Source organism: Acinetobacter sp. NigerLNRRAM0016 (genome assembly GCF_054112845.1).
The window spans coordinates 74,488-100,386 of record NZ_JBSYVT010000007.1 but is presented as its reverse complement, the minus strand read 5'-3'; the positions used below and the strand labels follow the sequence as shown (position 1 = coordinate 100,386).

The following is a 25,899-nucleotide window of genomic DNA, read 5'->3' as shown; positions in this document are numbered from 1 at the left end:
TTCTCCCATGAATGATGAACAACGCTATGAACAAGGGATCAAAGTTAGAACTGAAGTGCTGGGTGAAAAGCATGTGAATCGTTCGATTGAGAACCTGAATGACTTTAACGCAGATTTTCAAAACTTCATCAGCCGTTTTGCTTGGGGTGAAGTGTGGTCTAGACCAGGTTTACCACGTCATACCCGTAGTTTAGTGACCATTGCGATTTTATTGTCGCTCGGTCGTGAAGACGAATTGCGTATGCATTTACGTGCTTGCTTTAACAACGGTGTGACCAAGGACGATTTAAAAGAGTTGATTCTGCATTGTTCATTGTATGCAGGTCTACCAGCAGCAAACGCAGCCATGCATATGGCAGAAGAGGTTTTTGCGGATTTGGGTATTGCACCCCAAAAACTGAGTGAAAAGCAGTTAAACCAAGAACAAACCAACCAAGAGTAAATGGAACAAGTTTAAGAGGGACTTCACATGTCGCAACTTATTTTAGGTGCATACGCACAACGTAATACCGATGATCATCCGCCAGCATATACACCCGGCTATAAAACCAGTGTATTGCGTTCGCCTAAAAATGCATTGATCTCAATTGCAGAAACTTTAACTGAAGTCACAGCACCACATTTTAGTGCAGAGCAGTTTGGTCCTAAAGACAACGATTTGATTTTGAACTATGCCAAAGAAGGTTTACCAATTGGTGAGCGCATTATTGTGCATGGCTATGTACGTGACCAGTTTGGTCGTCCAGTCAAAAATGCCTTGCTTGAAGTTTGGCAAGCCAATGCTTCAGGTCGTTACCGTCATCCAAATGACCAGTATATTGGGGCAATGGATCCGAACTTTGGTGGTTGTGGTCGCATGATGACTGATGCCAATGGTTACTTTGTATTCCGTACCATTAAACCAGGTCCTTACCCATGGCGTAACCGTATTAATGAATGGCGTCCTGCGCATATCCATTTCTCTTTGATCGCCGATGGTTGGGCGCAACGTCTTATTTCGCAGTTCTACTTTGAAGGCGATACCTTAATTGATTCGTGTCCAATTATTAAAACCATTCCTTCGGAAGAACAACGTCGTGCACTAATTGCTTTAGAAGACAAGAGCAATTTCATTGAAGCAGACAGCCGTTGTTACCGCTTTGACATCACTTTACGTGGTCGTCGTGCGACTTATTTCGAAAATGATTTGACTTAATTCAGGGAGAACAACATGAACAATTGGAATTTTCAAGAATTACATGAAACGCCATCTCAAACAGGTGGACCATACGTACACATTGGTTTATTACCCAAACAAGCCAATATTGAAGTCTTTGAAAATAACTTTAACAACCAGTTGGTTAAAGAAAATACTTTAGGCGAACGTATTCGTTTAGAAGGTCAAGTCTTTGATGGTTTAGGTTTGCCATTACGTGATGTGCTCATCGAGATCTGGCAAGCGGATGCCAATGGTGTATACCCAAGTGCTGCAGATAGCCAAGGTAAACAGGCTGATCCTCATTTCCTTGGTTGGGGACGTACAGGTGCAGACTTTGACACAGGTTTCTGGAGTTTCAACACCATTAAGCCGGGTGCAGTACCCGGGCGTAAAGGCACAACTCAAGCACCACATATCGCCCTGATCATTTTTGCACGCGGTATCAACATTGGTTTGAACACACGTGTTTATTTCGATGATGAAGCAGAAGCCAATGCGCAAGACCCAGTGCTGAAAAGCATTGAGTGGGCACCACGTCGTCAGACTTTAATTGCCAAGCGCGAAGAGCGTGATGGTGAAGTGGTTTATCGTTTCGACATTCGCATTCAAGGCGAAGATGAAACGGTGTTTTTAGATATCTAAACTCCCGAAAGCTTGTTGCAAGTCATTTTGTACGAGCCGAATAGATAAAAGTTTATACGTGGTGATTCCATGTCCCATTACATGAATCCCACGTATGTTTGCGGCTGATGACTAAAGTCAGGCAATAGTTTGAAAATACAAGGAACTGTAATGATTACCATCAAAAAATTAGCAATGCAATTATGCTTAAGCAGCGCTGTTCTTGCAACAATGCCAGCGACCTTTGCCGCTGAAGTGGCTCAATCAAACGCACAACACTATATGGTGAAAAACGTCAATATTGGCGACTTACCTGTTAAAACCATCGTACCGATTACCGCAAAAACGGTTGAACAAGCGATTGCACAAGCCAAAGTGATTGCCAACAATCCTGATGTCGATTTGGCTGAATTCCGTATCGATTTACTCGAATTTTCTGCTGACACGAAAAAAGTCATTGCACTTGGTCAGCAACTCAATCAAATTTTAAAAGACAAACCGCTGATTGCCACCATTCGTACCCATAACGAAGGCGGAAAAATGACGGTGTCTGATCAAGACTATGAAAAAATTTATCGTGAATATCTCAAAGCTCCATTTATGCAGTTGCTGGATATCGAGATGTTCCGTGATGCAGGAAGTGTCGCAAAATTGACCAAATTGGCGCATGATAAACATGTGTTAGTGATCATGTCGAATCACGATTTTAATAAAACTCCTGAGCAACAAGAAATTGAAAACCGTTTGCTGAAACAAGACCAAATGGGCGCAGATATTTTGAAAATTGCGGTGATGCCGAAATCTAAACAAGATGTCTTTACCCTGATGAATGCAACGCTTGCTGTAAGCCAAAAAAGTCAAAAACCATTACTGACCATGTCGATGGGGCAATTGGGCACGATCTCACGTGTCGCTACTGCGAATATGGGTGGCAGCCTCAGTTTTGGCATGATTGGTGAGGCGTCAGCACCGGGTCAAATTGATGTGACTCAACTTAAACAGTTGCTTAAAACTGTGCAGCCTACACCTTAAGACTTGAAGATATAAAAAAGGATTTGAACATGAAATTATCAGCTTTACGTTTAAGCACACTGGTTTTAAGTTTGGCGGCTTCTGGTGTTGCCAGTGCGGAAACTTATATTGTTGACCGCTATAAGGACGATAGTGCCAAGGGTTCATTACGTTGGGCAATTGAACAATCCAATGCCAATGCTGCGCAAGAAAATGAAATTCAAATTCAGGCAGTGGGCAAAGCACCTTATGTCATTAAGCTGAATCAAGCTTTACCGCCCATCAAATCTTCCGTGAAAATTATTGGTACGCAGTGGGATAAAACTGGTGAGTTTATTGCCATTGATGGTTCAAACTACATTAAAGGTGAGGGTGCTAAAGCTTGCCCGGGTGCAAACCCTGAACAGTATGGCACCAACGTCCGTACTATGACTTTACCGGGTCTGGTACTGCAAGATGTAAATGGCGTGACTTTAAAAGGTCTGGATATTCACCGTTTCTGTATCGGTGTCTTAGTTAACCGTTCAAGCAACAACTTGATTCAGCACAACCGTATCAGTAATAACTATGGTGGTTCAGGCGTGATGTTGACAGGTGATGATGGTAAGGGGAATCCAACCTCAACCACCACCAATAACAACAAAGTCTTGAATAACTTGTTTGTGGACAATGGTGATGGTTTAGAGCTAACGCGTGGTGCGGCATTTAACCTTGTTGCCAATAACCTGTTCACTTCAACCAAAGCTAACCCAGAGCCATCTCAGGGCATTGAAATTCTTTGGGGCAATGACAACGCGGTAGTCGGCAACAAGTTTGAAAACTATTCTGATGGTTTGCAAATTAACTGGGGCAAACGTAACTACGTCGCTTATAACGAACTGACTAACAACTCAATTGGTTTTAACCTCACGGGTGATGGCAACATCTTTGATAGCAACAAAGTGCATGGTAACCGTTTAGGGATTGCTATACGTTCTGAAAAAGATGCCAATGCACGTACTACCTTAACCAAAAACTCAATTTGGGATAACGGTAAAGATATTAAGCGTTGTGAAGCGGGCGGTTCATGTGTACCCAACCAACGTTTAGGTGCCATTGTCTTTGCTGTGCCAGCACTTGAACATGCAGGTTTTGTCGGTTCTCGTGGTGGTGGTGTAGTGATTGAAGATTCAAAACTTCAAAAAACTTGCACACAGCCAAACCAAGAAGGCTGTAATGCGATGCCTAACCAAAACATCCAAGCACCGCGTTTAAACTATAGCAAAGGACAAATTACCGCGACAGTTCAAGGTCAACCAAATCAGCGTTATCAGGTTGAATTCTTTGCCAACCATCAAGCGAATAGTCAAGAAGCAGAACAGTACTTAGGGGCTCAAGTGTTAACCACCAATGCACAAGGTCAAGGTCAAGCCTCTTGGAAAGCACTGAGTGGTGCTGCCAGTGTGACAGCCAATGTAACTGACCATTTGGGTGCAACTTCTGAACTTAGTACAGCCGTTCGCATTAAATAATAAAAACCGCATGGAATGCTCACTTGAGTTGAGCTTTCCTCACAAAAAAGGATGTTTGGTATGCAACAACTATTAAAACTTGGCACATTATCTTTGGCACTTTTAACTTGCCAACTGGCTTCTGCAAATGAATTTTATTCGGCTGATCGTCAATGGTTATTTGGGGATTGGAATGGTGAACGGAAGCAGCTGGAAGATCAAGGTTATAAATTTACAGCAGCCATTATGAGTCAGGCGGCAACCAATCTGGATGGTGGTTATAACGATGACAATACTTTGGAAAATGCAGGGCAGTTGACCTTAGGTGCTAATTTTGATTTGAACAAAATTGCGGGTTGGGAAAATACCACAGCAGGTTTAATGATCACCAAACGTGACGGTAATTCTTTAACGCTAGAGCGTATTAAAGATCCGCGTGCCAGCACATTAGGCAATACCCAAGAAATTTACGGACGCGGAAAAATTTGGCGCCTTACTCAAGCATGGATCAAAACTGGATTTGATGACAATAAAGTCCAATTCAAGATTGGTCGTATGGGCATGTCGGATGACTTTAACAGCTCACAATGCGAATTCCAGAACTTGCTGCTTTGTGGCGGTCAGTTAGGTAAATCGATTGGTTCAATCTGGTACAACTGGCCTGTCGGGGTTTGGGGCACAAACCTGAAGTATCAATTTGCCCCTGCATGGTCACTCGGTTTGGGCGTGTATGAAGTCAATCCTGACAATGTCAAAACACAATCCAACAGCGATGGCTTTAACCTCGATATGGACAATGTTGAGGGTGCCACCATTCCTTTAGAGTTGGCTTGGAAACCTAAGTTAGCGGCATTTAATAGCTTACCAGGAGAATATAAAGTTGGTGCTTTGTACTCTACTGCTGAAGCAAAAGATATTCGCAGTGGTGAAATGCAGGATGGCAAATACAGTTTCTGGCTGAATGCTCAGCAGCAACTCACGCAACACAGCACCGATCCGAAGCGCGGTTTATACATCAGCTTTAATGGCGTTGTGAACGATAAAGCCACGACTTCAGTGGAAAGTACACAACAACTGGCACTTTGGTATAAAGGTCCATTTGATAGCCGTCCGAACGACTCGATTGGTCTAGGCTTTGCAAATTATGTGGTCAATGATCGCGTAACAGATAAACAAATTGCCACCAATGAAGGTCGTGGTTATTACAGTTACGATGCCATTGCCAGCGACTATGTTCCGATTCAACGTGACGAGCTGAATGTCGAGCTGAACTATACCTATCAATGGTCACCAGCGGTCATGCTTAGACCGAACCTGCAATACATCTACCAACCCACAGGGGTTAAAGAAGTAGAGGATGCTTGGGTGGCGGGTTTAAGTATGAAAGTTAATTTTTAACAGCACTTAGATTAGAAAAATGCTTAAAATATAAACAGTAGTGCTGTTTTGTTTAAACACTTAAGTCATGGCTTTCGTAACCCAGTTGCGAAAGCACAAGAATTTATTCGTGAAGATAAATGATACTCAAAGGAGAGAGGGAGTGATCATTTAAACGCACGGCACTTGGAGTAAGATGTATGTCTGAAGCTCAATCTAAGCCAGGACCCATATTTAAAATATGGTGCTTTGTCCTTGGCTTGGCCTTATTATTAACAGGCCTATTTTATTTAATTGGCGGCGGAAAGCTTATCAGTTTAGGTGGCTCTTGGTACTTCTTTATTGCAGGCTTAGTGACCATCGTTTCAGCGATTTTCATTTTTAGAAAAAAAGCCCTTGGGGTTGGATTATTCAGTTTAGTCTTTATTGGCACTGTCATTTGGGCATTGATGGATACTGGCTTTGAATTCTGGCCACTGCATTCACGTTTGATGTTCCCAGCAGGACTCTTTGCAGCAGTACTGTTTACGCTGCCTTCTATCCGTAAATACCAGCAACAAGATGCAATGAACGCGCCGGCTTATGTCGTCGGTGGGTTAACCGTTCTGGGTATGATCGGTGGTTTGTATGGCATGTTTATTCCACATCCAACCGTTGAAGCATCGGGTCAAGAATTACCGCTTGTGCCTGTGGAACCAAGTAAACAGCAAGTGAATTGGGATCATTATGGCAGTGATGCAGGCGGTCGCCGTTTCGCTGCGCTTGATCAAATTAACCGTAATAACGTGTCTAAGCTCAAAGAAGCTTGGCGTTTCCAAACGGGTGATATGACCACAGGTTCGGGTAATGGTGCAGAAGATCAAATGACCCCATTACAGGTGGGCAACAAAGTCTTGTTGTGTACCCCGCATAACAACATCATTGCTTTGGATGCAGACACGGGTAAGCAAATCTGGAAAGCCGAAGTCAACTCTAAAGCGGATGCGTGGGAACGTTGCCGTGGTGTGGCTTATTTCGATTCGACCCAAGCATTGGTTCAGCCAACTTTGGCAGGTGCAACAGCCGTGACTGCTGTCGCGACCAATACAGCATGTCCACGTCGTGTCTATACCAATACCCCTGATGGTCGTTTAATTGCAGTGAATGCCGATACAGGTGAACGTTGTAAAGACTTCGGTGTCGATGGTACGGTAAATCTACTTGAAGGCTTAGGCGATGGCACCAAAGCGCCACGCTTTGAAGTCACTTCAGCACCGACCATTGCAGGAACCTCCATTGTCATTGGTAGCCGTATTGCCGATAACGTGGGTGCAGACATGCCGGGCGGTGTGATTCGTGCATACGATGTCATTACAGGTCAGTTGCGTTGGGCATTCGATCCGCGTAATCCAGATCCAAACTATGTGTTAAAGCCAGGTGAAACCTATAAGCGTAGTTCAGCCAACTCATGGGCTGCCATGTCTTATGACCCGCAAATGAATACTGTGTTCTTACCAATGGGAAGTTCTTCGGTTGACCTTTGGGGTGCAAACCGTCAGCCGCTGGATCATAAATACAATACGTCGGTATTGGCTTTAGATGCGACCACAGGTAAAGAGAAGTGGGTTTATCAAACGGTTCATAATGATTTATGGGACTTTGACTTACCAATGCAACCAAGTTTGGTGGATTTCCCGCTAAAAGATGGTTCGACTAAACCTGCTGTGGTGATTGGTACTAAGTCTGGTCAGTTCTTTGTGCTTGACCGTGTGACAGGTAAACCATTGACCAAAGTCGTTGAACAACCTGTTAAAGCCGCGGATATTCCAAACGAACAATATAGTTTGACCCAACCACGTTCAGTTGAAATGCCACAAATTGGCAATAGCACTTTAACTGAATCTGACATGTGGGGTGCAACGCCATTCGACCAATTGATGTGTCGTATCAATTTCAAATCGATGCGTTACGAAGGTCTATTTACTGCACCAGGCACGGATGTGTCATTGAGCTTCCCAGGTTCGTTGGGTGGTATGAACTGGGGTTCTATCGCATTCGATCCAACCCATCGCTATATGTTTGTAAATGACATGCGTCTAGGACTTTGGATTCAGTTGATCAAACAAACCCCTGAAGACTTGGCGATTCAAGCCAATGGCGGTGAGAAAGTGAATACGGGTATGGGGGCAGTACCAATGAAAGGTACACCATACAAAGTGAACAAAAACCGTTTCTGGTCAGCATTAAGCATTCCTTGTCAGAAACCACCATTTGGTACCATGACTGCAATTGACATGAAAACACGTCAAATTGCATGGCAGGTTCCGTTGGGTACTGTAGAAGATACAGGTCCTATGGGCATCAAAATGGGCTTAAAAGCACCGATTGGTATGCCAACCATTGGCGGTCCAATGGCGACACAAGGTGGTTTGGTGTTCTTCGCTGCAACACAGGATTACTACTTACGCGCTTTCAACTCTTCAAATGGTAAAGAGGTATGGAAAGCACGTTTACCAGTGGGGAGCCAAGGTACGCCAATGAGCTACATTTCACCAAAAACAGGTAAACAATATGTGGTTGTTTCCGCTGGTGGAGCACGTCAGTCACCTGATCATGGCGATTATGTGATTGCCTATAGCTTAGGCGAATAATCAACAACAAGACACGGAAAGCCCTTCTGTACTAGAGGGGCTTTTTACACTCTACCAGATGATAAGAAAAGGATATCTTGTGAGATTACTTAATATGACTCCATTTCCCTTTCAATATGCATTATTGACTGCTGTGATATTGCAATCGATGGCACTGCATGCGCAAGACACGACCGAATACCAGCAACTTCCCGTGATTAAAGTGCAAGCGGTGCGTACGGATAGTGAATTGTTGCAGACCTCAGCCTCAGTGCAGAAAATTCAAGTACCGCAGATGCAAGAAAATACCAATGTCAATCTTTCTGAAGTATTGCAAGGTGTCGCGGGCTTACAAATCAATAATCGTGAAAACTACGCGCAAGATTTGCAAATCTCCATGCGTGGCTTTGGCGCCCGTTCCACCTTTGGGGTACGCGGTATTCGCTTGTATGTCGATGGTATTCCTGCCACCATGCCAGATGGTCAGGGGCAAAGCTCCAATATTGATTTAGACAGCTTAGACAATATTGAAGTTTTGACCGGTCCATTTTCTGCCATTTATGGCAACTCATCTGGTGGAACCATTTTGACTCAGACCAAAGAAGGTCAAGGTCAGGACTCGATTCAAGTCGGTTTCAATGCAGGTAGCCATCACAAGCAGCAGGCCAATATTCAATTGCAAGGCGGTTCTGAGCAAGCCAATCAGCCTGCTTATGTAATTAGCTCTTCCTATTTTGATACAGACGGTTTCCGTGATCATAGTGCTGCGCGCAAAGTATTGAATAATGCCAAGCTCACTTGGAATTTGGAGGATGGCAGTAAAATTAATTGGCTGACGAACCGCACGAAAATTGAGGCAGATGACCCACAAGGTTTAAATCGAAGCCAATGGCAAGCCAATCCGGAACAGGTCAATGACAGTAACAATACTTATGATGTGCGTAAAAGTATTGATCAGACCCAAACAGGGCTGACATGGAGCAAACCGCTGAATGATCAGAACGAACTCTATGCCATGTTCTATTTGGGTAATCGTCAAGTGCTGCAATATCAGTCGATTCCAAGAAGTACCCAAGAGGCAAATGAGCGACATGCAGGTGGTGTGATTGATTTTGATCGGGACTACTACGGTGCTGATTTACGTTGGACAGGCAAAGACTTGTTACCAAATACCACTTTCATTGCAGGCTTGGCATTCGATCAAATGCGGGAAGATCGTCAAGGCTATGAAAACTTCGATTCGTCTGGTCGTTATGGTGTGAAAGGCGCGCTACGTCGTGATGAAATCAATACCTTATGGAATCTAGACCCTTACCTCCAAGCCTCGTGGCAGTTTTTACCCCAGTGGCATTTAGATGCAGGTTTGCGCTATAGCAATGTGCATTATGCATCGGATGATTATTACATCGTCGGTGAAAATGGCGATGATAGTGGTTCAACGGATTATCAAAAACTCTTGCCTTCGGTTGCTTTAGGTTGGAATGTATTACCTGAGTTGTATGCTTATGCTAGCTATGGCAAGGGTTTTGAAACGCCTACTTTTACTGAAATGGCGTATAACACAGATCCAGCTCTATCAGGTATAAACTTCGCGTTAAAAGCAGCGAGTAGCGATAATTATGAACTTGGATTGAAGTCGCAAAATTCCTTCGGTTTGTTTACTTTTGCAGTTTTTCAAACAGATACTAAAAACGATATTGTTTCTGCAGGTACACGAGATGGTCGAGCAACTTACCGTAATGCAGATAAAACAACTCGACAAGGTTTAGAACTCTCTTGGCAGCAACAGGTTTGGAAAGAACTAAGCTTACGATCTAGTTTTAGTTATCTCGATGCGGAGTTTGATAGTAATACACCAGAAATTGCGAACCCAAATAATCCAACTAAGCCATATGCGAAAGCAATTAATAAAGGAAATAAGATTCCTGGCATAGCTCAAAATCAGGCTTTTGCAGGTTTGGCGTGGCAACCAGAACAGGGCTTTCAGGCGGGTCTAGAAGCGCATTATATGGATAAAATCTACGTCGATGATATCAACTCGGATACTGCACCAAGTTATACCGTTGTAGCGGCAAACGTGGGTTATTTATGGGTGAATCAAGACTGGAAAATTAATACCTACGCGCGCGTCGATAATTTGTTTGACCGTAACTATGTCGGTTCAGTGATTGTGAATGACAGTAACGGACGCTATTTTGAACCTGCCGATGGACGTAACTTCAGTGTCGGTATGAGTGTAAACAAGACCTTTTAATTGAAACTTAGCTGGAACACAAAAGGGGCTAAGTTGCCCCTTTGTTATGGTTGAAAATCTTTCATGGCGGAGGTGCTCGTTTTTTTATTACAAATTTGCTTAAATACGCCTCGAAAAATAACAAACAGACATTAGGCTTTATATGAATAAATTTGCCAATACTTTGGTTTTTGCAACATTGTGTAGCAGTATGCTTTTAACAGGGTGTGATTTCTTTAAAGGAAAGAAAGACAGCGCTGAAGCAGAACAAGCTGTACCTGCAGTCAATGAATGGGACTGTAGCAATGAAGCAAAATTAAAAGAGATAAAGGCTGCGCTACAGCAAGACTATCTGAAAAAACTGGATAAAGCTTTACGTGACTCTAGTTACTATCAGGCAGATAAAAACCTGACCGATACCATCACCCAAAACATTCATTTTGAAGTGAAAAGCGTTACTACAGTGACTGAACAACCAGAAACCGCAAAGCAACTGGAATGCCGTAGCGAGCTGATTGTGAAAATGCCGAAAGGGTTGCAGCAACGTGCTGAAAATGGTTATGAAGCAGAAAGTTGTGATGATTGTGATCGCTATGGCACCTTGAATGATTTACTGGAAAGTGAATCGTATGGTTTGAGCTTGCAGAAAGATCAGTTGAAAGGATCATTTAATTATCAGTTGATTAAAACAGATAAAGAAGGTATTCAACTTCAGTTACCTAAAGAAAATACAGTGTTAAATGGTTTAGTCTATATCACTGAAAAAGCAGTTCAACTTGCCGCTTATGAAGCTGAAAATCGAGATATAGCTGAACGCCAAGACGCTTATGGTCAGCAACATGCTGAACAACAAGAACTGGCGCAGAAATCTATGGATATCCGTCAAAAAGAGCTGAATGATGACCAGTCGAAAGTGGTGGAACGCTTAAATCAAACTTGGGATCATTTTACCAGTGAGCAAAAAGCGCAGTTGCAACAAGATCAGTCCGATTGGTTTGAAAAACGGGATGTCGATTGTAAAGTGATTGCACAAGCAAGCATTTACAATATCCCTGAAAAGGATCGAGAAACCTACCAACAGCATTATAGCTATTGGGATGAGCAAATGAAGGAACAAAATCAGGAAATGCAATACACCAAATGTTTTAATCAAAAAACTTCAGAACGTATTGTTTATCTGAACAATGTTTTTAACTGATCAGAAACTACATTGAAATGGAAAGGACGAATTGCTTCGTCCTTTTTTTATTGGCATGCTTGCAGCAGACATGAAGAGTAAGAGCAGACATGCGAATTAGTTTTATTGGTGCAGGACGCGTTGCCTACCATTTGGCGTCCGTTTTGAAGCAGCAACATCAAATCGTACAGATTTATAGTCGGACTTGGGAAAAAACACAGCGTTTGGCAGAGCATGTGGCTGCACAAGCGTGTCCATCGCTTAGCGAGTTAAATCCAGAGATTGATCTGTTGATTCTTGCGGTGAGTGATCAATCGATTGCCACTGTGATTGAGGAAGTGGCACCGTTATTGCCAAATGTGCTGATTGTGCATACTTCTGGTAGTACTGATCTACAGCGATTGCAGCAATATCACCCACGTTCAGGTGTGTTTTATCCTTTACAGACTTTTAGCTTGGAACGCGAGATTGACTGGAAGCAAACACCGCTCTTTGTGGAAGCAGCAACTGAAGAGGATCAACAGTGTTTATTGCAACTGGCACAACAGCTTAGTGAGCGTGTCTATGCTTATAGTTCACAGCAACGTTTAAGTCTACATTTGGCAGCCGTGTTCGCCTGTAATTTTGCCAATTATTGTTATGACATGAGCAAGCAAATTGTCGATCAGACGCAGGTAGATTTTAGCTTACTCTATCCCTTGATCTTGGAAACAGCCGCTAAAGCCACACAGAATGATCCTAAAATCATGCAAACAGGACCAGCAGTACGTAGGGATGTAAATATTTTACAGATGCATCAGTCGATATTGGCGGATTTACAACGACCAGATTTGGCTGAAGTGTATGCCTTAATCAGTCAGCAGATTATGCAACGACATCAAACCAAGTAAATGACTGGATCTTGAGAAGGGAATCTCAAGCATGCATTGATCATGCTTGAGAAAATTTTACTGAAATGAATTACTTAATTTTCTTGAAAATAAAGTCATTAATTTTGTGACCAGCTTCCAAACCACGACGTTCAAATTTGGTTTGTGGACGCCATTCAGGACGCGGGTAGCTATTGCCTTTACCTGCCAGATTTTCAAGATTTGGACGGTTGTCTAATACATCCAGCATCCACTCTGCATACGGTTCCCAGTCAGTTGCTGCGTGGAATGTACCACCCATTTCCAACTTTTGCTCAACCAGCGGCATACGGTCATGTGAAACGAAACGACGTTTGAAATGACGTTTTTTCTGCCAAGGGTCTGGGAAATACAATTGTACGCAGTTAATGCTGTTGTCAGGCATCTCACGTAGTACTTGAATCGCATCAGCATCTAAAACGCGGAGGTTTTTCAGTTCAGCCATGCCTGCTTCATACACGCATTGTGCGATACCAGGAATGTGCACTTCAATCCCGACAAAGTTGCGTTCTGGGTTGGCTTTAGCCATTAGTACCAATGAGCGACCCATACCAAAACCGATTTCAACGGTCAAAGGACGTTCAGGATGTTCAAAATGCTGACGCAAATCACCTACTGGATATTCCAAAATTAAGTGACCATATTGTTCAAGCGCAGTACGTTGAGAAGTATTCAGCGGAGCAGAGCGACGCATATACGTCACAATTTCACGATGCTCATTTAAGTTGTCTAGCTCGACGACTTGCGGTTCTAATAGATCGGTTGACATAACTTTGGCAAATGTAAAAATTCGAAAGCGGTATTTTAAATCCTGAGACTGGCAAGTCAAATTTTTTACCGTTATTTCGGCAATTAAATTGTTTTTGATTTTGTCAGGGTAAATTTCAGGTCTAGGAAATTCACCCTGAGTATGATTTTCGATGATTAATTTTCGCAATGAAAAAGAGCTGGATAACCAGCTCTTTCCTCATACATCGTAAAATTTACAGTGGGTTGTAACGATCAATCAAGGTGCTACTGGCTTCATTTAAACCAACCACTTCAATCTCGATGCCCTGATCTCGAAACTTTTGTACGACAGTATTCAACATATTCACCGAAGTAATATCCCAGACATGCGCATGGGTTAAATCCAGAATGACACGCTTTGCAGAAGTTGAAAAATCAAAGAATTGATAGAATTTTTCTGAACTGCTAAAGAAGATCTGTCCTGAAATCTGGTATTGCAGCGTTTCAGTATTCAGTTGCTGAGCTTGCACCTTCACTTCACTTTCCAACTTGTTCACAAGGAACAGGGCAGAAAGACAGACCCCGACAAATACACCGAGTGCCAAATTGTGCGTTGCCAATACAATCACCACTACACTTAACATGACGATGTTACTTTGTTTAGGATGTTTACTAAACTGCTTGACCGAATCCCAGTTAAAGGTGGTAAACGACACCATAATCATAATCGCAACCAGCGCTGCCATTGGAATGTACGCCAGCCAGTCTTTTAAAAATACCACCAGACACAGCAAGAACACACCTGCGACAAGGGTCGAGAGTCGTGTGCGGGCGCCAGAACTCACGTTAATAATCGATTGACCAATCATAGCACAACCTGCCATACCGCCCATAAAACCACTGACAATATTGGCATAACCTTGACCACGACATTCTTTATGGCGGTCGCCTTCAGTACCAGTAACTTCATTGACAATGGTGGTGGTCATCATGGTTTCCAGTAAGCCCACAGTTGCTAAAGTCATGGCATAAGGGAAGATGATTTTTAAGGTGTCCAGATTCAGCGGAATATCTGGAATTAAAAAGGCAGGTAGTGTGTCTGGGAATTGTCCTAAATCACTAACGGTACGCATGTCTGCACCAAAAACCAGTGCCACTAAGCTCAGTAAAATGATACAAACCAGTGGGGCTGGCAGCAATTTGCCAATTTTAGGGATATAAGGGAATAGATAGACAATCACCAAGCCTAAAGCGACAAAGCCATAGCCGATATAGTCCATTTTTTGTATTTCAGGGATTTGCGCCACAAAAATCAAAATAGCTAAGGCATTCACAAAGCCGTAAACAACTGATTGCGAAACAAAGCGCATCAGTTTCGCGACTTTAAAATAGCCTGCAATAATCTGAATCAGACCAGTCAAAATGGTGGTTGCAAACAGGTACTGTAATCCGTGATCTTTCACAAGGGTAATCATCAGCAACGCCATGGCGCCTGTTGCCGCAGAGATCATGGCAGGGCGTCCACCAAAAAAGGCAATACTAACGGCTATACAGAATGAGGCATATAAACCCACTTGAGGGTCAACACCCGCAATGGCGGAGAAAGCAATCGATTCGGGAATAAGGGCTAAACCAACAACAATACCCGCAAGTACATCAGTACGAATATTTGATAACCATTCTGATCTTTTAAGGCTAATCACTACAACATTTCATTAAATTTAAAGAATGTGTATGTTAAAACATCTAACAATAAAAAAGCACACGAGATTGTCTTGAAAAATTGTAAAAATTGAACAATATTCAAGAAGTACTATTTATAAGTCGTTACGCTTTTTTGCAATTTACAGGTCTGAACGCTTGAAAGTTTGTCTGAAGGCATTTAAAAAATTAAAGAGTTAGATAACAAGGATTATATATGAAGCTTTATTATTCCCCAGGCGCTTCTTCATTGGCATCACATATTATTCTAAATGAAATTAATGTCGATTTTGATCTGGTTCGTGTAGACCTTAAGACTCATAAAACAGAAAAAGGCGAAGATTATTATGCCATTAACCCAAAAGGTTATGTACCTGCACTGGAAATTAATCCAGGGTTAATTCTTACTGAAAATGTTGCAATTTTACCGTTTCTAGCACAGCACGATCCAAAGCAAGACTTAATTCCACCATCAGGTTTAGGGCGTGCCAAAGTACTGGAATGGTTGGGTTATTTGAATTCTGAACTGCATGATGCCTATGCGGTGTTCTTCTGTGGAGCATTGTCGGATGAAGCTAAAACCAAAGCCTATGCTGAAATTGACCGTTTATTAACCCATATCGATCAAGCCATTGCGGAATCGGATCACGATTATTTGGTAGATGACAATTTTGGACCAGCAGATGCATACTTATTCGTACTGACAAACTGGTCAAACTACATTCATCATGATTTAACGCCGTATACGAATATTATCGCAATTCGCAATAAAGTGGCTGAACGTCAGTCTGTGCAAATGGCGATGCGCGATGAAGGCTTAACTCCTTAATTGCCTAAAAGTTTGGTTTAAAAAATGCCTCGTGAAGAGGCATTTTTTATTGATATTCAGCATATTCACTAAAATCTATGTCTTGTACTTGAATCTGATATTTATTTTTAAGTGTGCTCCACTGAACTTTCACAGGTTGTGAAGTGTCTGCAAATTCATTTTTACCTGTGGTAGTTTTCACTTTGCCAGTAGAAAAATTAATGCTCTTCTCGGTGATGTCACCTGAGGCTCGATGAAAATCATTGCTATCGAAACCAATCAAGCCCAAGTTGTTATTTTGATAGCGGAAAGTATAGCTGTTATTGGTAACGTACCATGAGCCACAACTTAACCAATAATGCAGGTTTATCTTGAGTAATCCTTTGGTTATGGACATGCCTCCATCTTCCAGTGGGTCAGCAAGGCAAGGGGATTCTTCGTCATTCTCAGTGGGAAGCGAGTCATTTTCAGTAATCAGTTGATAACCTTGCATTGTTTGAAAGAGGATTAATAGTTTTCTTGGATTCAGATTTAAGCGATCACTACCTAAACCATCATGGCTTTTGATATTGTTTGGGTTATTTTGCTGAATAATGAGCGCAGTATCTATTTTGCCATCACGGTTTAAATCGCCAGAGGCTGTTTCTAAAACGGTCCAGCCTTGGGGAACAAACTTTGCATAAGCTGATTTGTCTGGAACTGCTAAGGTGACTGTGCTGAAACAGATTAAAGTCAGTGGAAGTATTGTTTTTAGCATGTGATTCATAGCTTTATTATAAGAAACGTTTAAAGAAAAAATGGATTCCGAAGAATCCATTTTAGTCATTCATTATTTAAAGAAATAACCCGTTTCAGGCGAGCTGGCATTTGCCATACGCTTGCGTGGCATACGTCCCGCAAGGAAGGCTTCACGTCCTGCTTCAACGGCTTTTTTCATGGCAGATGCCATTAAAATCGGATTCTGTGCAGCAGCAATTGCCGTATTCATCAGCACGCCGTCACAACCAAGTTCCATCGCAATCGCTGCGTCACTAGCAGTACCTACACCAGCATCGACCAACACTGGAACTTTGGCATTTTCTTTAATAATTGAAATGGTGTGTGGATTTAAAATACCTAGACCTGAACCAATCAAACTCCCTAAAGGCATAATTGCGACACAGCCCATGCTTTCCAACTCTTGCGCCACAATTGGGTCATCCGAGGTGTAAACCATAATTTCGAAACCATCATCAATCAGGGTGCGTGCAGCTTTCAAGGTTTCGGTAATATTTGGATAAAGTGTTTTCTCATCACCTAAGACTTCCAGTTTCACCAGATTGTGACCATCTAAGAGTTCACGTGCCAACATACAGGTACGGATTGCACTGTTGGCATCAAAGCAGCCAGCTGTATTTGGTAAAATGGTGTATTTTTCAGGCGGAATGACTGAAAGCAAATTAGGCTGATCAGGGTGCTGTCCAATGTTGACACGACGAATCGCCACCGTGACAATTTCAGCACCACTGGCTTGAATGGCTAAAACAGTTTCGTTTAAATCTTTATATTTCCCCGTGCCCACTAATAGACGTGAGTGAAATGTTCTTGAACCTACAATAAGAGGGGTATCTTCCATGGGAGCTCCGAATTAGCCGCCACCAACGGCATGAATAATTTCAATGCGATCTTGATCACAAATGGGGGTTTGCTCGAGTTTAGATTTAGAAATAATCATTTCATTTTGTTCGACAGCAAAGCGTTTGTCTTCCAGTTCTAATTCTTGAACCAGTTGTAAAAGATTCAGGCAAGAAGTCTCTTGTGCTTCGCCATTTAGAAAAATTTGCATGTTTTAATTCCCAACAATCTGCGACTTTATTTGGCGTATTTATAAGCATTCCAAGCCAGAATCAGCCATCCAGCAATCATCAACGCACCGCCAATTGGTGTAATGGCACCCAAGCCGCGAGGTAAACCCAAAGCCATGACATACAAAGAACCGCAAAAGAAGAAAATTCCAATTTGAATGAGGGCGAAACTCACTTTAATTGGAAGTTGAGGAACGACTTTTGCCAAAATGGCGAGCGCCAATAAGCCCAATGCATGGTAGAAAAAATAATCTGTTGCAGTCTGCCACCAAGCCAATTGAGCTTCGGTTGCACGGGCTTTTAAACCATGAGCACCAAAAGCGCCTAACATGACAGCAATTGCTAAATTAAGTGCAGAGATTGCGATCCACATAAGCCATGATGACCTGAACAAATTTGCGCATAACCTTAGCATATTCTGCGTAGGGTAAAAAAGCGAAATGTGACATTGTTCAAAGCGTTCATACAAAAAGGGCACAACATGCAAGTTGTGCCCTTTAAGGATAGAAAGAATTAGTTGGATGACATCGCAACTTTAATTTTTTCCATCGCATTTTTCTCTAACTGACGAATACGCTCAGCCGAAACATTATATTCTGCGGCCAGTTCATGCAGAGTCGATTTATCATCATCTAACCAGCGGCGCTGCAAGATATTACGCGAACGATCATCGAGCTGTTCCATGGCTTCATGTAAAGCCGAGGTGCTTTGTTCTTCGTAGTCTTCACTTTCAACCAAACGTGCAGGGTCGTAGCGATTATCTTCTAAATACAAGGCAGGCGCGACATGAGTTGAACCCTCATCGTCATCATCGCCTTGGGCTTCAAAAGCTGCATCATAAGCCGTTAAGCGACCTTCCATTTCTAGCACTTGTTCTGGGGTCACGTTCAAATCATTGGCAATTGATTGAGCTTCCTCGAGCGTCAATTTTTTGCTGGATTTTTTCAGGCTACGTAAATTAAAGAACAATTTGCGTTGTGCTTTGGTGGTCGCAATTTTGACAATACGCCAGTTACGAATCACGTATTCATGAATTTCTGCTTTAATCCAATGCACAGCAAAGGAAACCAAACGCACGCCCATATTCGGATCAAAACGTTTAACGGCTTTCATTAAGCCGAGGTTTCCTTCCTGAATAAGATCACCTTGCGGTAAACCATAACCTGCATAACTGCGTGCAATATGTACCACAAATCGTAAATGCGACATGACCAGCATTTTTGCAGCATCAAGGTCTTGGTCGTAGTAGTAACGTTCAGCCAACTCTTTTTCTTGTTCGGCTGTTAAAATAGGAATCTGATTGACAGTACTAATATATGCCCCAAGGTTTACACCTGGTGCAGATAATGACAGGGGCATCAATTGATTGCTGCTGTCACTCATAGGTACTCCTTAATAAAATTGGACATTGATGTTCCACTACCTTTCATCTTAATGCCTATAGGCTCACACATTAAGGAAATTTGGGTAGTGTTATGTAATTTTTTATGCCAAATTGAAACCATCTAGTCTAATTGAAAATAATTAAGATTCAATTAAGTAATGGTATTCATGCTCTGAAATTTTTTGCACAACACAAGCCATTTGATACATTTGACAATATCGAGTGACATCAATTTGACTATGCGGATCGGAAGATTTAAGCAAGACCCGACCATGCGGAGAATTTTTTAAAGCACGCTTCAGCATGAGTAAGGGCATAGGGCAAGGCTTACCCATTGCATCAATGATGAGGTCGCTTTCGCGTTGATTCGACATATGTAGTGAGTAGTCTCAGAAAACACCGCCAAATCTTAGCAAATTTGATGCCAAATCCCAACTTAAAACACAGTAAAACTATATTTATGTTTATCTTGGTGTTAAATAAGTATCGAAAAAAAATTACTTAATTTGATGTGGAATAAGTAAAAAAAATTCTATTAATTGTCATAAACCCATGTTAAGCTCGATGCCGTATTGAGGATTTATCACAACTATAAATTGTTTTAAACCCATGCTCTACAATTGGATGTAACCGGGATTTTGTTAATAGTTATACAGAATGATTACAAGCTTAGAAATAATAAATGTTTTTAAACCTTGTTTGCTCTGCTGTTTGCAACACCGGGTGGTCCTTCTTTTAAATACAATGAGGATTAACTTATGACAGCTCGTGAACAAGGCGTAGTTAAATGGTTCAACGACACTAAAGGTTTTGGTTTTATTCAACGCAATGGCGGTGACGATGTATTCGTTCACTTCCGTGCTATTCAAGGCGAAGGCCACCGTTCACTTCGTGACGGCCAACGTGTTGAATTCAGCGTTGTAAAAGGTCAAAAAGGCTTCCAAGCTGAAGAAGTTCAACCTTTAGACTAATACGCTAAAGATTCTTCGAAACGCCTCAATGTATATTGGGGCGTTTTTTGTTTATAATGACCATGTTTTTCTATATTCATTAGTTTGAGCAAGTATTTATGTCATCTGGTTTTGAAACCCTAAATTTACATCCTCAACTTAAACAAGCGATTGATGCTTTAGGGTTTAAGGAAATGACGCCAATCCAGCAAAAGGTGCTCAAATTTACTTTGGCTGGGCATGATGCAATTGGTCGTGCACAAACTGGAACGGGAAAAACAGCCGCCTTTCTAGTCAGCGTGATTAATGACTTGTTGAATAATCCAATTCAAGAACAGCGCTTCCGTGGTGAGCCGCGTGCCTTAATTTTGGCGCCAACACGTGAATTGGCTTTGCAGATTGAAAGTGATGCGAAACATTTAACCAAATTTTCCGACTTGCATTTGGTGACGTTATTGGGTGGGGTGGATTTTGATAAGCAAAAAGCACAACTCGATAAAAAACCAGTTGATATTATTGTCGCGACACCAGGGCGATTAATTGATTTTGTAGAGCAAAAAGAAGTTTGGTTAGATCAGATTGAATTTTTGGTGATTGATGAAGCTGACCGTTTATTGGATATGGGCTTTATTCCATCGGTTAAACGCATCGTGCGTTATTCACCACGTAAAGAACAACGTCAAACCTTGATGTTCTCTGCAACCTTTAGCTACGATGTTTTGAATTTGGCACAACAATGGTTATTTGAACCTGTGACTGTTGAAATTGAGCCAGAAAAGAAAACCAATGCGGATGTAGAACAGCGTGTGTATATGGTGGCGAAGTCGGACAAATATAAATTGCTGCAAGATATTCTGCATGATGAGCCGATTGAAAAAGTCATGATTTTTGCCAATCGCCGCGATCAAGTACGTAAGTTATATGACAGCTTGAAGCGTGATGGTTATAAAGTGGTGATGCTTTCGGGTGAAATCGCACAAGATAAGCGTCTGAAAATGTTGGACCAATTTAAGAATGGTAAACATAACATCATGATTGCAACCGATGTGGCAGGACGCGGCATTCATGTGGATGGCGTATCACATGTTGTGAATTTCACACTACCTGAACAGTCTGACGATTATGTACATCGTATTGGTCGTACAGGTCGCGCGGGTACACGTGGTGTCAGTATCAGTTTCCTTTCGGAAGATGATGCATTCCACTTGCCAGAAATTGAAAAGGCGATTGGTCAGAAATTGCCATTAACCCGTTTGGAAGGTTATTGCTAATTTCATCCTTCGCGTCAAAAAAAGGTTAGTTTAAATACTAACCTTTTTTATTGCTTAGACATTCTGCTGCCTAGACTTAACTTTTACAGTAAAACGTCACCACGGTTTGATAATCGGTATCTTTGGCAATACTGGTATTGGTGCCTGCAATACTGCCAATCACATCTGCGGCAGATTGAATCATTTGCCCAGTTTGATCATCGACCATGCCTTTGAGTGCACCATTGTATTCAGTTTTGTCACTCACAATGATCGGAGTTGAGTTTTTACAGGTTTTATTCGCAGCCTCTATCGCATTGTTTTTAGAGATAATGCTGGTTTTGCCCAAGCCTGTAACTTCAAATTGATTATTCTCTTTCTGAATTACTGTCGAAGAAGTTGGCGTAGATGCACAGGCAGAAAGTAAAAGTGTGAAGAATGCTGTGGTGCCTAAAGTTAAAATTTTATTCATCTTTTCCCCATTCATTAGAACTAAGTACTGCCGAATAGTGTTAATGATTAATCATCATGGTGTTGTATAAAAAATGCAGTTTTATTTTATTGCTATGTGAAAATAACCGTTGAAATGACTATTTATTCAGTGGGCTAGAGCATTCGGAAAATATTGTGATACTCTTGCTAAAGTATTTATGTATAGATCTAAAAGTCAATGACGGATTTAACAGCAGACCTTATTCATCAAAATATTCATCAACGTCAGTCTATTGGACATTTGGTTGAACCTGCACCGAATGCAGCGCAATTAGAGTTAGCATTTCAGGCAGCCTTGACGGCACCGGATCATCATCGTTTAAAGCCTACAAAATTTGTGGTGATTGAGTCGGAACAGCGTGAAGCATTTGGTCAGCTATTATCACAAGCACTTGCTGATTTGGGTGAGCAAGATCAGGTGCAGTTAGATCGCGTTAAGCAACATCCATTTCGTGCACCGTTGTTAGTTCTTGCGCTAACAAAGTTCCAAGAGCATGCCAAAGTACCTAATTTTGAGCAGACCCTAAGTACGGGTGCGGCGATTCAGAATTTCCTATTGTCTTTGCAGGCACAAGGTTTTTCGACCATGTGGCGTAGTGGAGCAGTGGTTGAATCCAAACTATTAAAGCAAGCTTTGGGACTGACCGAGCAAGATCTGATTTCTGGCATAATCTATGTTGGTACAGCAGCAAAAGCCATTCCGCCTCGTGCTGAGATCAATACTGTTGACTATGTAAGTACTTGGAATAAATAAGTTGAATCCATGCTTTGGGATATAAAAATAAATGTCTGAATTAAATTTTAGTGATTTCGTTGACCCTGTGATTATTGATCGCAAAACTGCTTTACGTGTAACGGTGTTGGGTGGGGGAAGTTTTGGCACTGCCATGGCGAATACCGCTGTCCGCAATGGCTGCGATACCAAGATTTGGATTCGTGACGAAGCAGTTGCTGAAGAAATTAATCGTACTCATGTCAATCAGCGTTATTTACCAGACTTTCAACTTGAGACTGGCTTGGTTGCAGTATCGGATGTAGAACAAGCAGTACGTGATCGCGATATTATTTTGGTGGCAATCCCGAGTCATTCATTTCGTGATGTGCTGAAGCAGATTCGTCCATTTATCAGTTCGCAAGCGGTAGTTTCGCTAACCAAAGGTATTGAAGCAAATACCTTTTGCTTTATGAGCGACATTATTCAGCAAGAATTACCTGAAGTACCTTTTGGAGTGCTGTCTGGTCCTAACTTGGCAAAAGAAATCGTTGCAGGTCAACCCGCAGGTACGGTCATTGCCAGCGATTCGGAATTGGTGCGCTATGCCGTACAGCAATCCTTGCACAGTGCTTTATTCCGTGTCTTTGCCAGTGATGATGTACACGGAGTCGAGTTGGGTGGTGCGCTTAAAAATATTTATGCAGTCGCTATGGGGATGGCGGCTGCCTATAATGTAGGTGAAAATACCAAGAGTATGCTTTTAACCCGAGCTTTGGCTGAAATGAGCCGTTTTGCTGTGAAGTTGGGGGCAAATCCTTTAACTTTCTTGGGCTTATCGGGTGTGGGTGATTTATTTGCTACCTGTAACAGTCCACTCAGTCGAAACTATCAGATAGGTTTCGCGTTGGGTAAGGGAAAAACTTTGGAGCAAGCCACCAAAGAGTTGGGGCAAACTGCGGAAGGGATTAATACCGTGGTTCAGGTGCGGGCGCGAGCAGAAGAGCTAGATGTGTATATGCCAATTACCTGCGCACTCTACGATGTGATTTTTGAAGGTGCACCACCTTTATCTATTGCGGTTTCTTTAATGAAAAATGGTCATCGTAGCGATGTGGAATTTGTTTTGCCACATCATGAAGTCTAAGTTTAATTTATTGAATGCATTAGAATTGTCATAAATATTGTATATACTTCAAAACTGAGCACCTGCTGATTTTAATTTTACAATACAGCGGTGTGCTCTGAAATAATAAGGAAATTTTATGCAACTTACTTTGGTCCGTCATGGTGAAGCTTCGCCAGCACTGGATGGAAATGATGTCAAGCGCCCGTTAACAGCACGTGGTCATCAGCAAGCTCAAGAAACCGCAAATTATTTAAAAGATTTGGTTCAGCCTGATATTTTTATTGTGAGTCCATTATTAAGAGCCCAAGAGACACTCGCGCATATTCAAACCCATTTTAAAGGCGTGCCTGTTTTATTGTGTAATGCGATTAAACCAGATGATGATGCGCGCGTTGCTGTGGAATGGTTATCGCATCTGCCTTATGAGTCGATAGTAGTCGTTTGTCATATGAATGTTGTGGCGCATATTGAAGAACTACTCACCAATGAGCCATTTCATCCCTTTGCGCTGGCTGAGGCACGTTGTTACGAGCAAACGGTGATTGCGGCTGGTTTATCAACAGTACAAAAGCGTTTTATTCCTCAAGCTTAAATGATACCGAACGGCAGATAAAAATAAATGTTGTATATATGGATGCCAGAAGCGAATGAGGCGTGGCAGTGGTCGCTGGGGGAATCTTGGCAAGCTGCTGCAAGTCTTGAACAATTGATTCAGGACTTACAGCCTTTTGCACAGCAAGAAGCGACGGTTTTTTTCCCGAGTCGCCATGTGCAAATGCTGCAACAGACATTGAACAAAGTGCAATATAAGCAGTTGGGGCAAGAAGGCATTAAATATCTGTTGGAGGAATATATCGTATTTCCAATCGACAGTATGAAAGTCTTGCATCACTTTCAAAATCCAGACCAGTTGACCTTATTGGGTATTTCGCAGCATCTGGTTGAAACATGGCAGCATTCGCTTTCATTATTGCCAATCAAGATTGTAGCGCTTATTCCAGATTTTTATGCAGCGCCGCAGCCTGTGAATGAGGATCAAACCGTTCTACTTCATTTACATGGTCGTTTACTGGCACGTGAAAGCGAGTGGATGGGCTGCTCTATAGATGATTTGCCACTGTATTTGGACTATCAGCTCGCTACGCATCATTATCAAGTGTCGAATATCAGTGATACAGAGTTGAATAGTTTGCAAGCTCGATTGACTCAAGATCAAATTACGAGTTTTCAATACACTTTTGAACCATTAAAGAAGACCAAACAACACCCTTTTAATGTATTGCCAAAATTGAAGTCAGATACTCAGTTTTCGGGATATTGGAAGGCTTGTGCTGCTATATTTTTGACAATTTTAGTGGTTCAGTTTGGTTATGATGCCAGTCGTTGGTATAAGAATAAAAAAGTCGCAGATGAAACGGCTGTTCAGGCTGTCTCTCAATTTAAATACTGGTTTGGGCAAAATTACCCAGTGACGGAACAGACCTTGAAAAGTCAGTTTGAATTTCAGATGCGCAGTAATCAAATGGGGCGAAATGCAGGACTGCAATTGCTCAGTCGGGTCGGTCCTGTGTTAATGCAGAATAAAATTATTGCGGATCGTGTTTCTTACGATGCTAATGTGCTGAATTTAGATCTCAAGGCAAATTCATCGGCTGTTTTACAGAATCTGACACAACAACTGACTCAACAAGGGTTTAAGGTAGAGTTGGGGAATATTCAGCCGAATGGTTCGGGAGTCATTGGCTTGGTGAAAATACAATAATGAAAGCATTAGAAAAAATTCAAAGCTCTTTCGATTCATATGCAGAGCAAATTGCACAATATTTAGAGCGCTTGTCACTTCGTGAACGCATTATGGTGATCTTTACCGTCATCTTTGTTTTGGTTGCAGCTGTTGGTTCGGCGTTGTGGTACATGCATAAGGCTGCGGAGTATCAGCAACAGCGGGTGAGCGAGCTAAAAGATTTGGTGGTATGGATGCAAAGTAATGCCGTGACCATGAAACCAGCAGGGGATGTCCAGTTAAGTGCGGCAGACAAAGTACAGCGTGCTGCACAGCAGCAAGGCTTAGGTGTGGCTTCGCAACAAATGGGTGAACAAATTCAAGTGGTTGTAAGTCATGCCAATTACGCCATTCTTGCAAATTTTCTAACGCAATTGGCGCAGATGGGCTTAAGCATTGAAAAAATGGAATTTCAGTCCAATGCAGGACAGATTAAATTAACAGCGACACTACAATAATAGGTCAAAATAAACAGTTGCCAAGCATGGCGTTT

General features: G+C 42.0%; 27 protein-coding genes. 18 read left to right on the top strand and 9 right to left on the bottom strand.

All coding sequences use genetic code 11. The features are described from left to right. Nucleotides 1-7 precede the first annotated feature (7 nt). The 10 genes from pcaC to ACWQ4X_RS06915 all read left to right on the top strand — a co-directional run bounded on the left by pcaC (nt 8) and on the right by ACWQ4X_RS06915 (nt 12,606). Nucleotides 8-442 (top strand): 4-carboxymuconolactone decarboxylase, encoded by a 435-nt coding sequence (gene pcaC / locus ACWQ4X_RS06960; protein ID WP_100243156.1) that lies wholly within the window; start codon nt 8-10, stop codon nt 440-442. A 27-nt stretch (nt 443-469) separates the two neighbouring features. After that, nucleotides 470-1,195 (top strand): protocatechuate 3,4-dioxygenase subunit beta, encoded by a 726-nt coding sequence (gene pcaH, locus ACWQ4X_RS06955; protein ID WP_142768988.1) that lies wholly within the window; start codon nt 470-472, stop codon nt 1,193-1,195. 15 nt (nt 1,196-1,210) lie between these two features. Next, entirely contained in the window at nt 1,211-1,840 is a 630-nt protein-coding gene (gene pcaG / locus ACWQ4X_RS06950; RefSeq protein ID WP_457903199.1) for a protocatechuate 3,4-dioxygenase subunit alpha, read from the top strand. A gap of 150 nt (nt 1,841-1,990) precedes the next feature. Then, nucleotides 1,991-2,851: a type I 3-dehydroquinate dehydratase gene (gene aroD, locus ACWQ4X_RS06945; protein WP_457903198.1), complete on the top strand. Its 861-nt coding sequence runs from the start codon at nt 1,991-1,993 to the stop codon at nt 2,849-2,851. A 29-nt stretch (nt 2,852-2,880) separates the two neighbouring features. Continuing rightward, nucleotides 2,881-4,341, top strand: a complete 1,461-nt coding sequence (locus ACWQ4X_RS06940; RefSeq protein ID WP_457903197.1) for a NosD domain-containing protein — start codon at nt 2,881-2,883, stop codon at nt 4,339-4,341. Nucleotides 4,342-4,401: 60 nt separating this feature from the next. After that, nucleotides 4,402-5,718: a carbohydrate porin gene (locus ACWQ4X_RS06935; RefSeq protein WP_457903196.1), complete on the top strand. Its 1,317-nt coding sequence runs from the start codon at nt 4,402-4,404 to the stop codon at nt 5,716-5,718. A gap of 179 nt (nt 5,719-5,897) precedes the next feature. Beyond that, a complete protein-coding gene (locus ACWQ4X_RS06930; RefSeq protein WP_457903195.1) occupies nt 5,898-8,327 on the top strand; it encodes a glucose/quinate/shikimate family membrane-bound PQQ-dependent dehydrogenase in 2,430 nt (809 codons plus the stop codon). 94 nt (nt 8,328-8,421) lie between these two features. Next, nucleotides 8,422-10,560 (top strand): TonB-dependent receptor domain-containing protein, encoded by a 2,139-nt coding sequence (locus tag ACWQ4X_RS06925; RefSeq protein WP_457903220.1) that lies wholly within the window; start codon nt 8,422-8,424, stop codon nt 10,558-10,560. A gap of 142 nt (nt 10,561-10,702) precedes the next feature. Beyond that, on the top strand, nt 10,703-11,737 hold the full coding sequence (locus ACWQ4X_RS06920) for a DUF1311 domain-containing protein (RefSeq protein ID WP_457903194.1): 1,035 nt from the start codon (nt 10,703-10,705) through the stop codon (nt 11,735-11,737). A gap of 89 nt (nt 11,738-11,826) precedes the next feature. Continuing rightward, on the top strand, nt 11,827-12,606 hold the full coding sequence (locus ACWQ4X_RS06915) for a Rossmann-like and DUF2520 domain-containing protein (RefSeq protein ID WP_457903193.1): 780 nt from the start codon (nt 11,827-11,829) through the stop codon (nt 12,604-12,606). Nucleotides 12,607-12,676: 70 nt separating this feature from the next. Here ACWQ4X_RS06915 and trmB read toward each other — a convergent pair whose 3' ends face one another. Together trmB and ACWQ4X_RS06905 are read right to left on the bottom strand one after the other, a co-directional pair. Then, a complete protein-coding gene (gene trmB / locus ACWQ4X_RS06910; protein WP_100243162.1) occupies nt 12,677-13,393 on the bottom strand; it encodes a tRNA (guanosine(46)-N7)-methyltransferase TrmB in 717 nt (238 codons plus the stop codon). A 214-nt stretch (nt 13,394-13,607) separates the two neighbouring features. Further along, on the bottom strand, nt 13,608-15,056 hold the full coding sequence (locus ACWQ4X_RS06905) for a SulP family inorganic anion transporter (RefSeq protein WP_457903192.1): 1,449 nt from the start codon (nt 15,054-15,056) through the stop codon (nt 13,608-13,610). 215 nt (nt 15,057-15,271) lie between these two features. Here ACWQ4X_RS06905 and ACWQ4X_RS06900 point away from each other — a divergent pair, with 215 nt between their 5' ends. Then, nucleotides 15,272-15,883 (top strand): glutathione S-transferase N-terminal domain-containing protein, encoded by a 612-nt coding sequence (locus tag ACWQ4X_RS06900; protein WP_457903191.1) that lies wholly within the window; start codon nt 15,272-15,274, stop codon nt 15,881-15,883. 46 nt (nt 15,884-15,929) lie between these two features. Here ACWQ4X_RS06900 and ACWQ4X_RS06895 read toward each other — a convergent pair whose 3' ends face one another. The 6 genes from ACWQ4X_RS06895 to ACWQ4X_RS06870 form a co-directional block, all read right to left on the bottom strand. Continuing rightward, nucleotides 15,930-16,619, bottom strand: coding sequence for a hypothetical protein (locus ACWQ4X_RS06895; protein ID WP_457903190.1), 690 nt, complete (start codon nt 16,617-16,619; stop codon nt 15,930-15,932). A 72-nt stretch (nt 16,620-16,691) separates the two neighbouring features. Beyond that, nucleotides 16,692-17,477, bottom strand: a complete 786-nt coding sequence (locus ACWQ4X_RS06890; RefSeq protein WP_457903189.1) for a thiazole synthase — start codon at nt 17,475-17,477, stop codon at nt 16,692-16,694. A gap of 12 nt (nt 17,478-17,489) precedes the next feature. Next, nucleotides 17,490-17,687 carry a sulfur carrier protein ThiS gene (gene thiS, locus ACWQ4X_RS06885; RefSeq protein WP_457903188.1) on the bottom strand — a complete coding sequence of 66 codons (198 nt, stop codon included), beginning with the start codon at nt 17,685-17,687 and terminating at the stop codon, nt 17,490-17,492. A gap of 26 nt (nt 17,688-17,713) precedes the next feature. Next, on the bottom strand, nt 17,714-18,079 hold the full coding sequence (locus tag ACWQ4X_RS06880) for a DUF423 domain-containing protein (protein ID WP_142768977.1): 366 nt from the start codon (nt 18,077-18,079) through the stop codon (nt 17,714-17,716). Nucleotides 18,080-18,219: 140 nt separating this feature from the next. Continuing rightward, the gene (gene rpoH, locus ACWQ4X_RS06875; protein WP_016167620.1) at nt 18,220-19,089 is read right to left on the bottom strand and encodes an RNA polymerase sigma factor RpoH; all 870 of its coding nucleotides are present in this window, start codon (nt 19,087-19,089) and stop codon (nt 18,220-18,222) included. 141 nt (nt 19,090-19,230) lie between these two features. Next, nucleotides 19,231-19,464 (bottom strand): sulfurtransferase TusA family protein, encoded by a 234-nt coding sequence (locus ACWQ4X_RS06870; protein ID WP_457903187.1) that lies wholly within the window; start codon nt 19,462-19,464, stop codon nt 19,231-19,233. A 384-nt stretch (nt 19,465-19,848) separates the two neighbouring features. Here ACWQ4X_RS06870 and ACWQ4X_RS06865 point away from each other — a divergent pair, with 384 nt between their 5' ends. Both ACWQ4X_RS06865 and rhlB read left to right on the top strand, forming a co-directional pair. Then, nucleotides 19,849-20,061, top strand: a complete 213-nt coding sequence (locus ACWQ4X_RS06865) for a cold-shock protein (RefSeq protein WP_005177104.1) — start codon at nt 19,849-19,851, stop codon at nt 20,059-20,061. 98 nt (nt 20,062-20,159) lie between these two features. After that, the gene (rhlB, locus tag ACWQ4X_RS06860; RefSeq protein WP_100243140.1) at nt 20,160-21,311 is read left to right on the top strand and encodes an ATP-dependent RNA helicase RhlB; all 1,152 of its coding nucleotides are present in this window, start codon (nt 20,160-20,162) and stop codon (nt 21,309-21,311) included. Nucleotides 21,312-21,387: 76 nt separating this feature from the next. Here the strand turns inward: rhlB and ACWQ4X_RS06855 are convergent, their stop codons facing one another. Then, on the bottom strand, nt 21,388-21,762 hold the full coding sequence (locus tag ACWQ4X_RS06855; RefSeq protein ID WP_457903186.1) for a hypothetical protein: 375 nt from the start codon (nt 21,760-21,762) through the stop codon (nt 21,388-21,390). A gap of 198 nt (nt 21,763-21,960) precedes the next feature. On the opposite strand from ACWQ4X_RS06855, the gene ACWQ4X_RS06850 reads away from it, so the two are divergent. The 5 genes from ACWQ4X_RS06850 to gspM all read left to right on the top strand — a co-directional run bounded on the left by ACWQ4X_RS06850 (nt 21,961) and on the right by gspM (nt 25,864). Beyond that, nucleotides 21,961-22,536, top strand: a complete 576-nt coding sequence (locus tag ACWQ4X_RS06850; RefSeq protein WP_457903185.1) for a nitroreductase family protein — start codon at nt 21,961-21,963, stop codon at nt 22,534-22,536. 31 nt (nt 22,537-22,567) lie between these two features. Continuing rightward, complete coding sequence (locus ACWQ4X_RS06845; RefSeq protein ID WP_457903184.1) at nt 22,568-23,641, top strand: NAD(P)H-dependent glycerol-3-phosphate dehydrogenase; 1,074 nt, start codon at nt 22,568-22,570, stop codon at nt 23,639-23,641. A gap of 118 nt (nt 23,642-23,759) precedes the next feature. Beyond that, on the top strand, nt 23,760-24,215 hold the full coding sequence (locus ACWQ4X_RS06840; RefSeq protein WP_457903183.1) for a phosphoglycerate mutase family protein: 456 nt from the start codon (nt 23,760-23,762) through the stop codon (nt 24,213-24,215). 27 nt (nt 24,216-24,242) lie between these two features. Beyond that, on the top strand, nt 24,243-25,385 hold the full coding sequence (gene gspL / locus ACWQ4X_RS06835; RefSeq protein ID WP_457903182.1) for a type II secretion system protein GspL: 1,143 nt from the start codon (nt 24,243-24,245) through the stop codon (nt 25,383-25,385). After that, nucleotides 25,385-25,864: a type II secretion system protein GspM gene (gene gspM, locus ACWQ4X_RS06830; RefSeq protein WP_142768972.1), complete on the top strand. Its 480-nt coding sequence runs from the start codon at nt 25,385-25,387 to the stop codon at nt 25,862-25,864. Before gspL ends, gspM begins: the two co-directional genes overlap by 1 nt. The last annotated feature ends 35 nt before the right edge of the window (nt 25,865-25,899 follow it).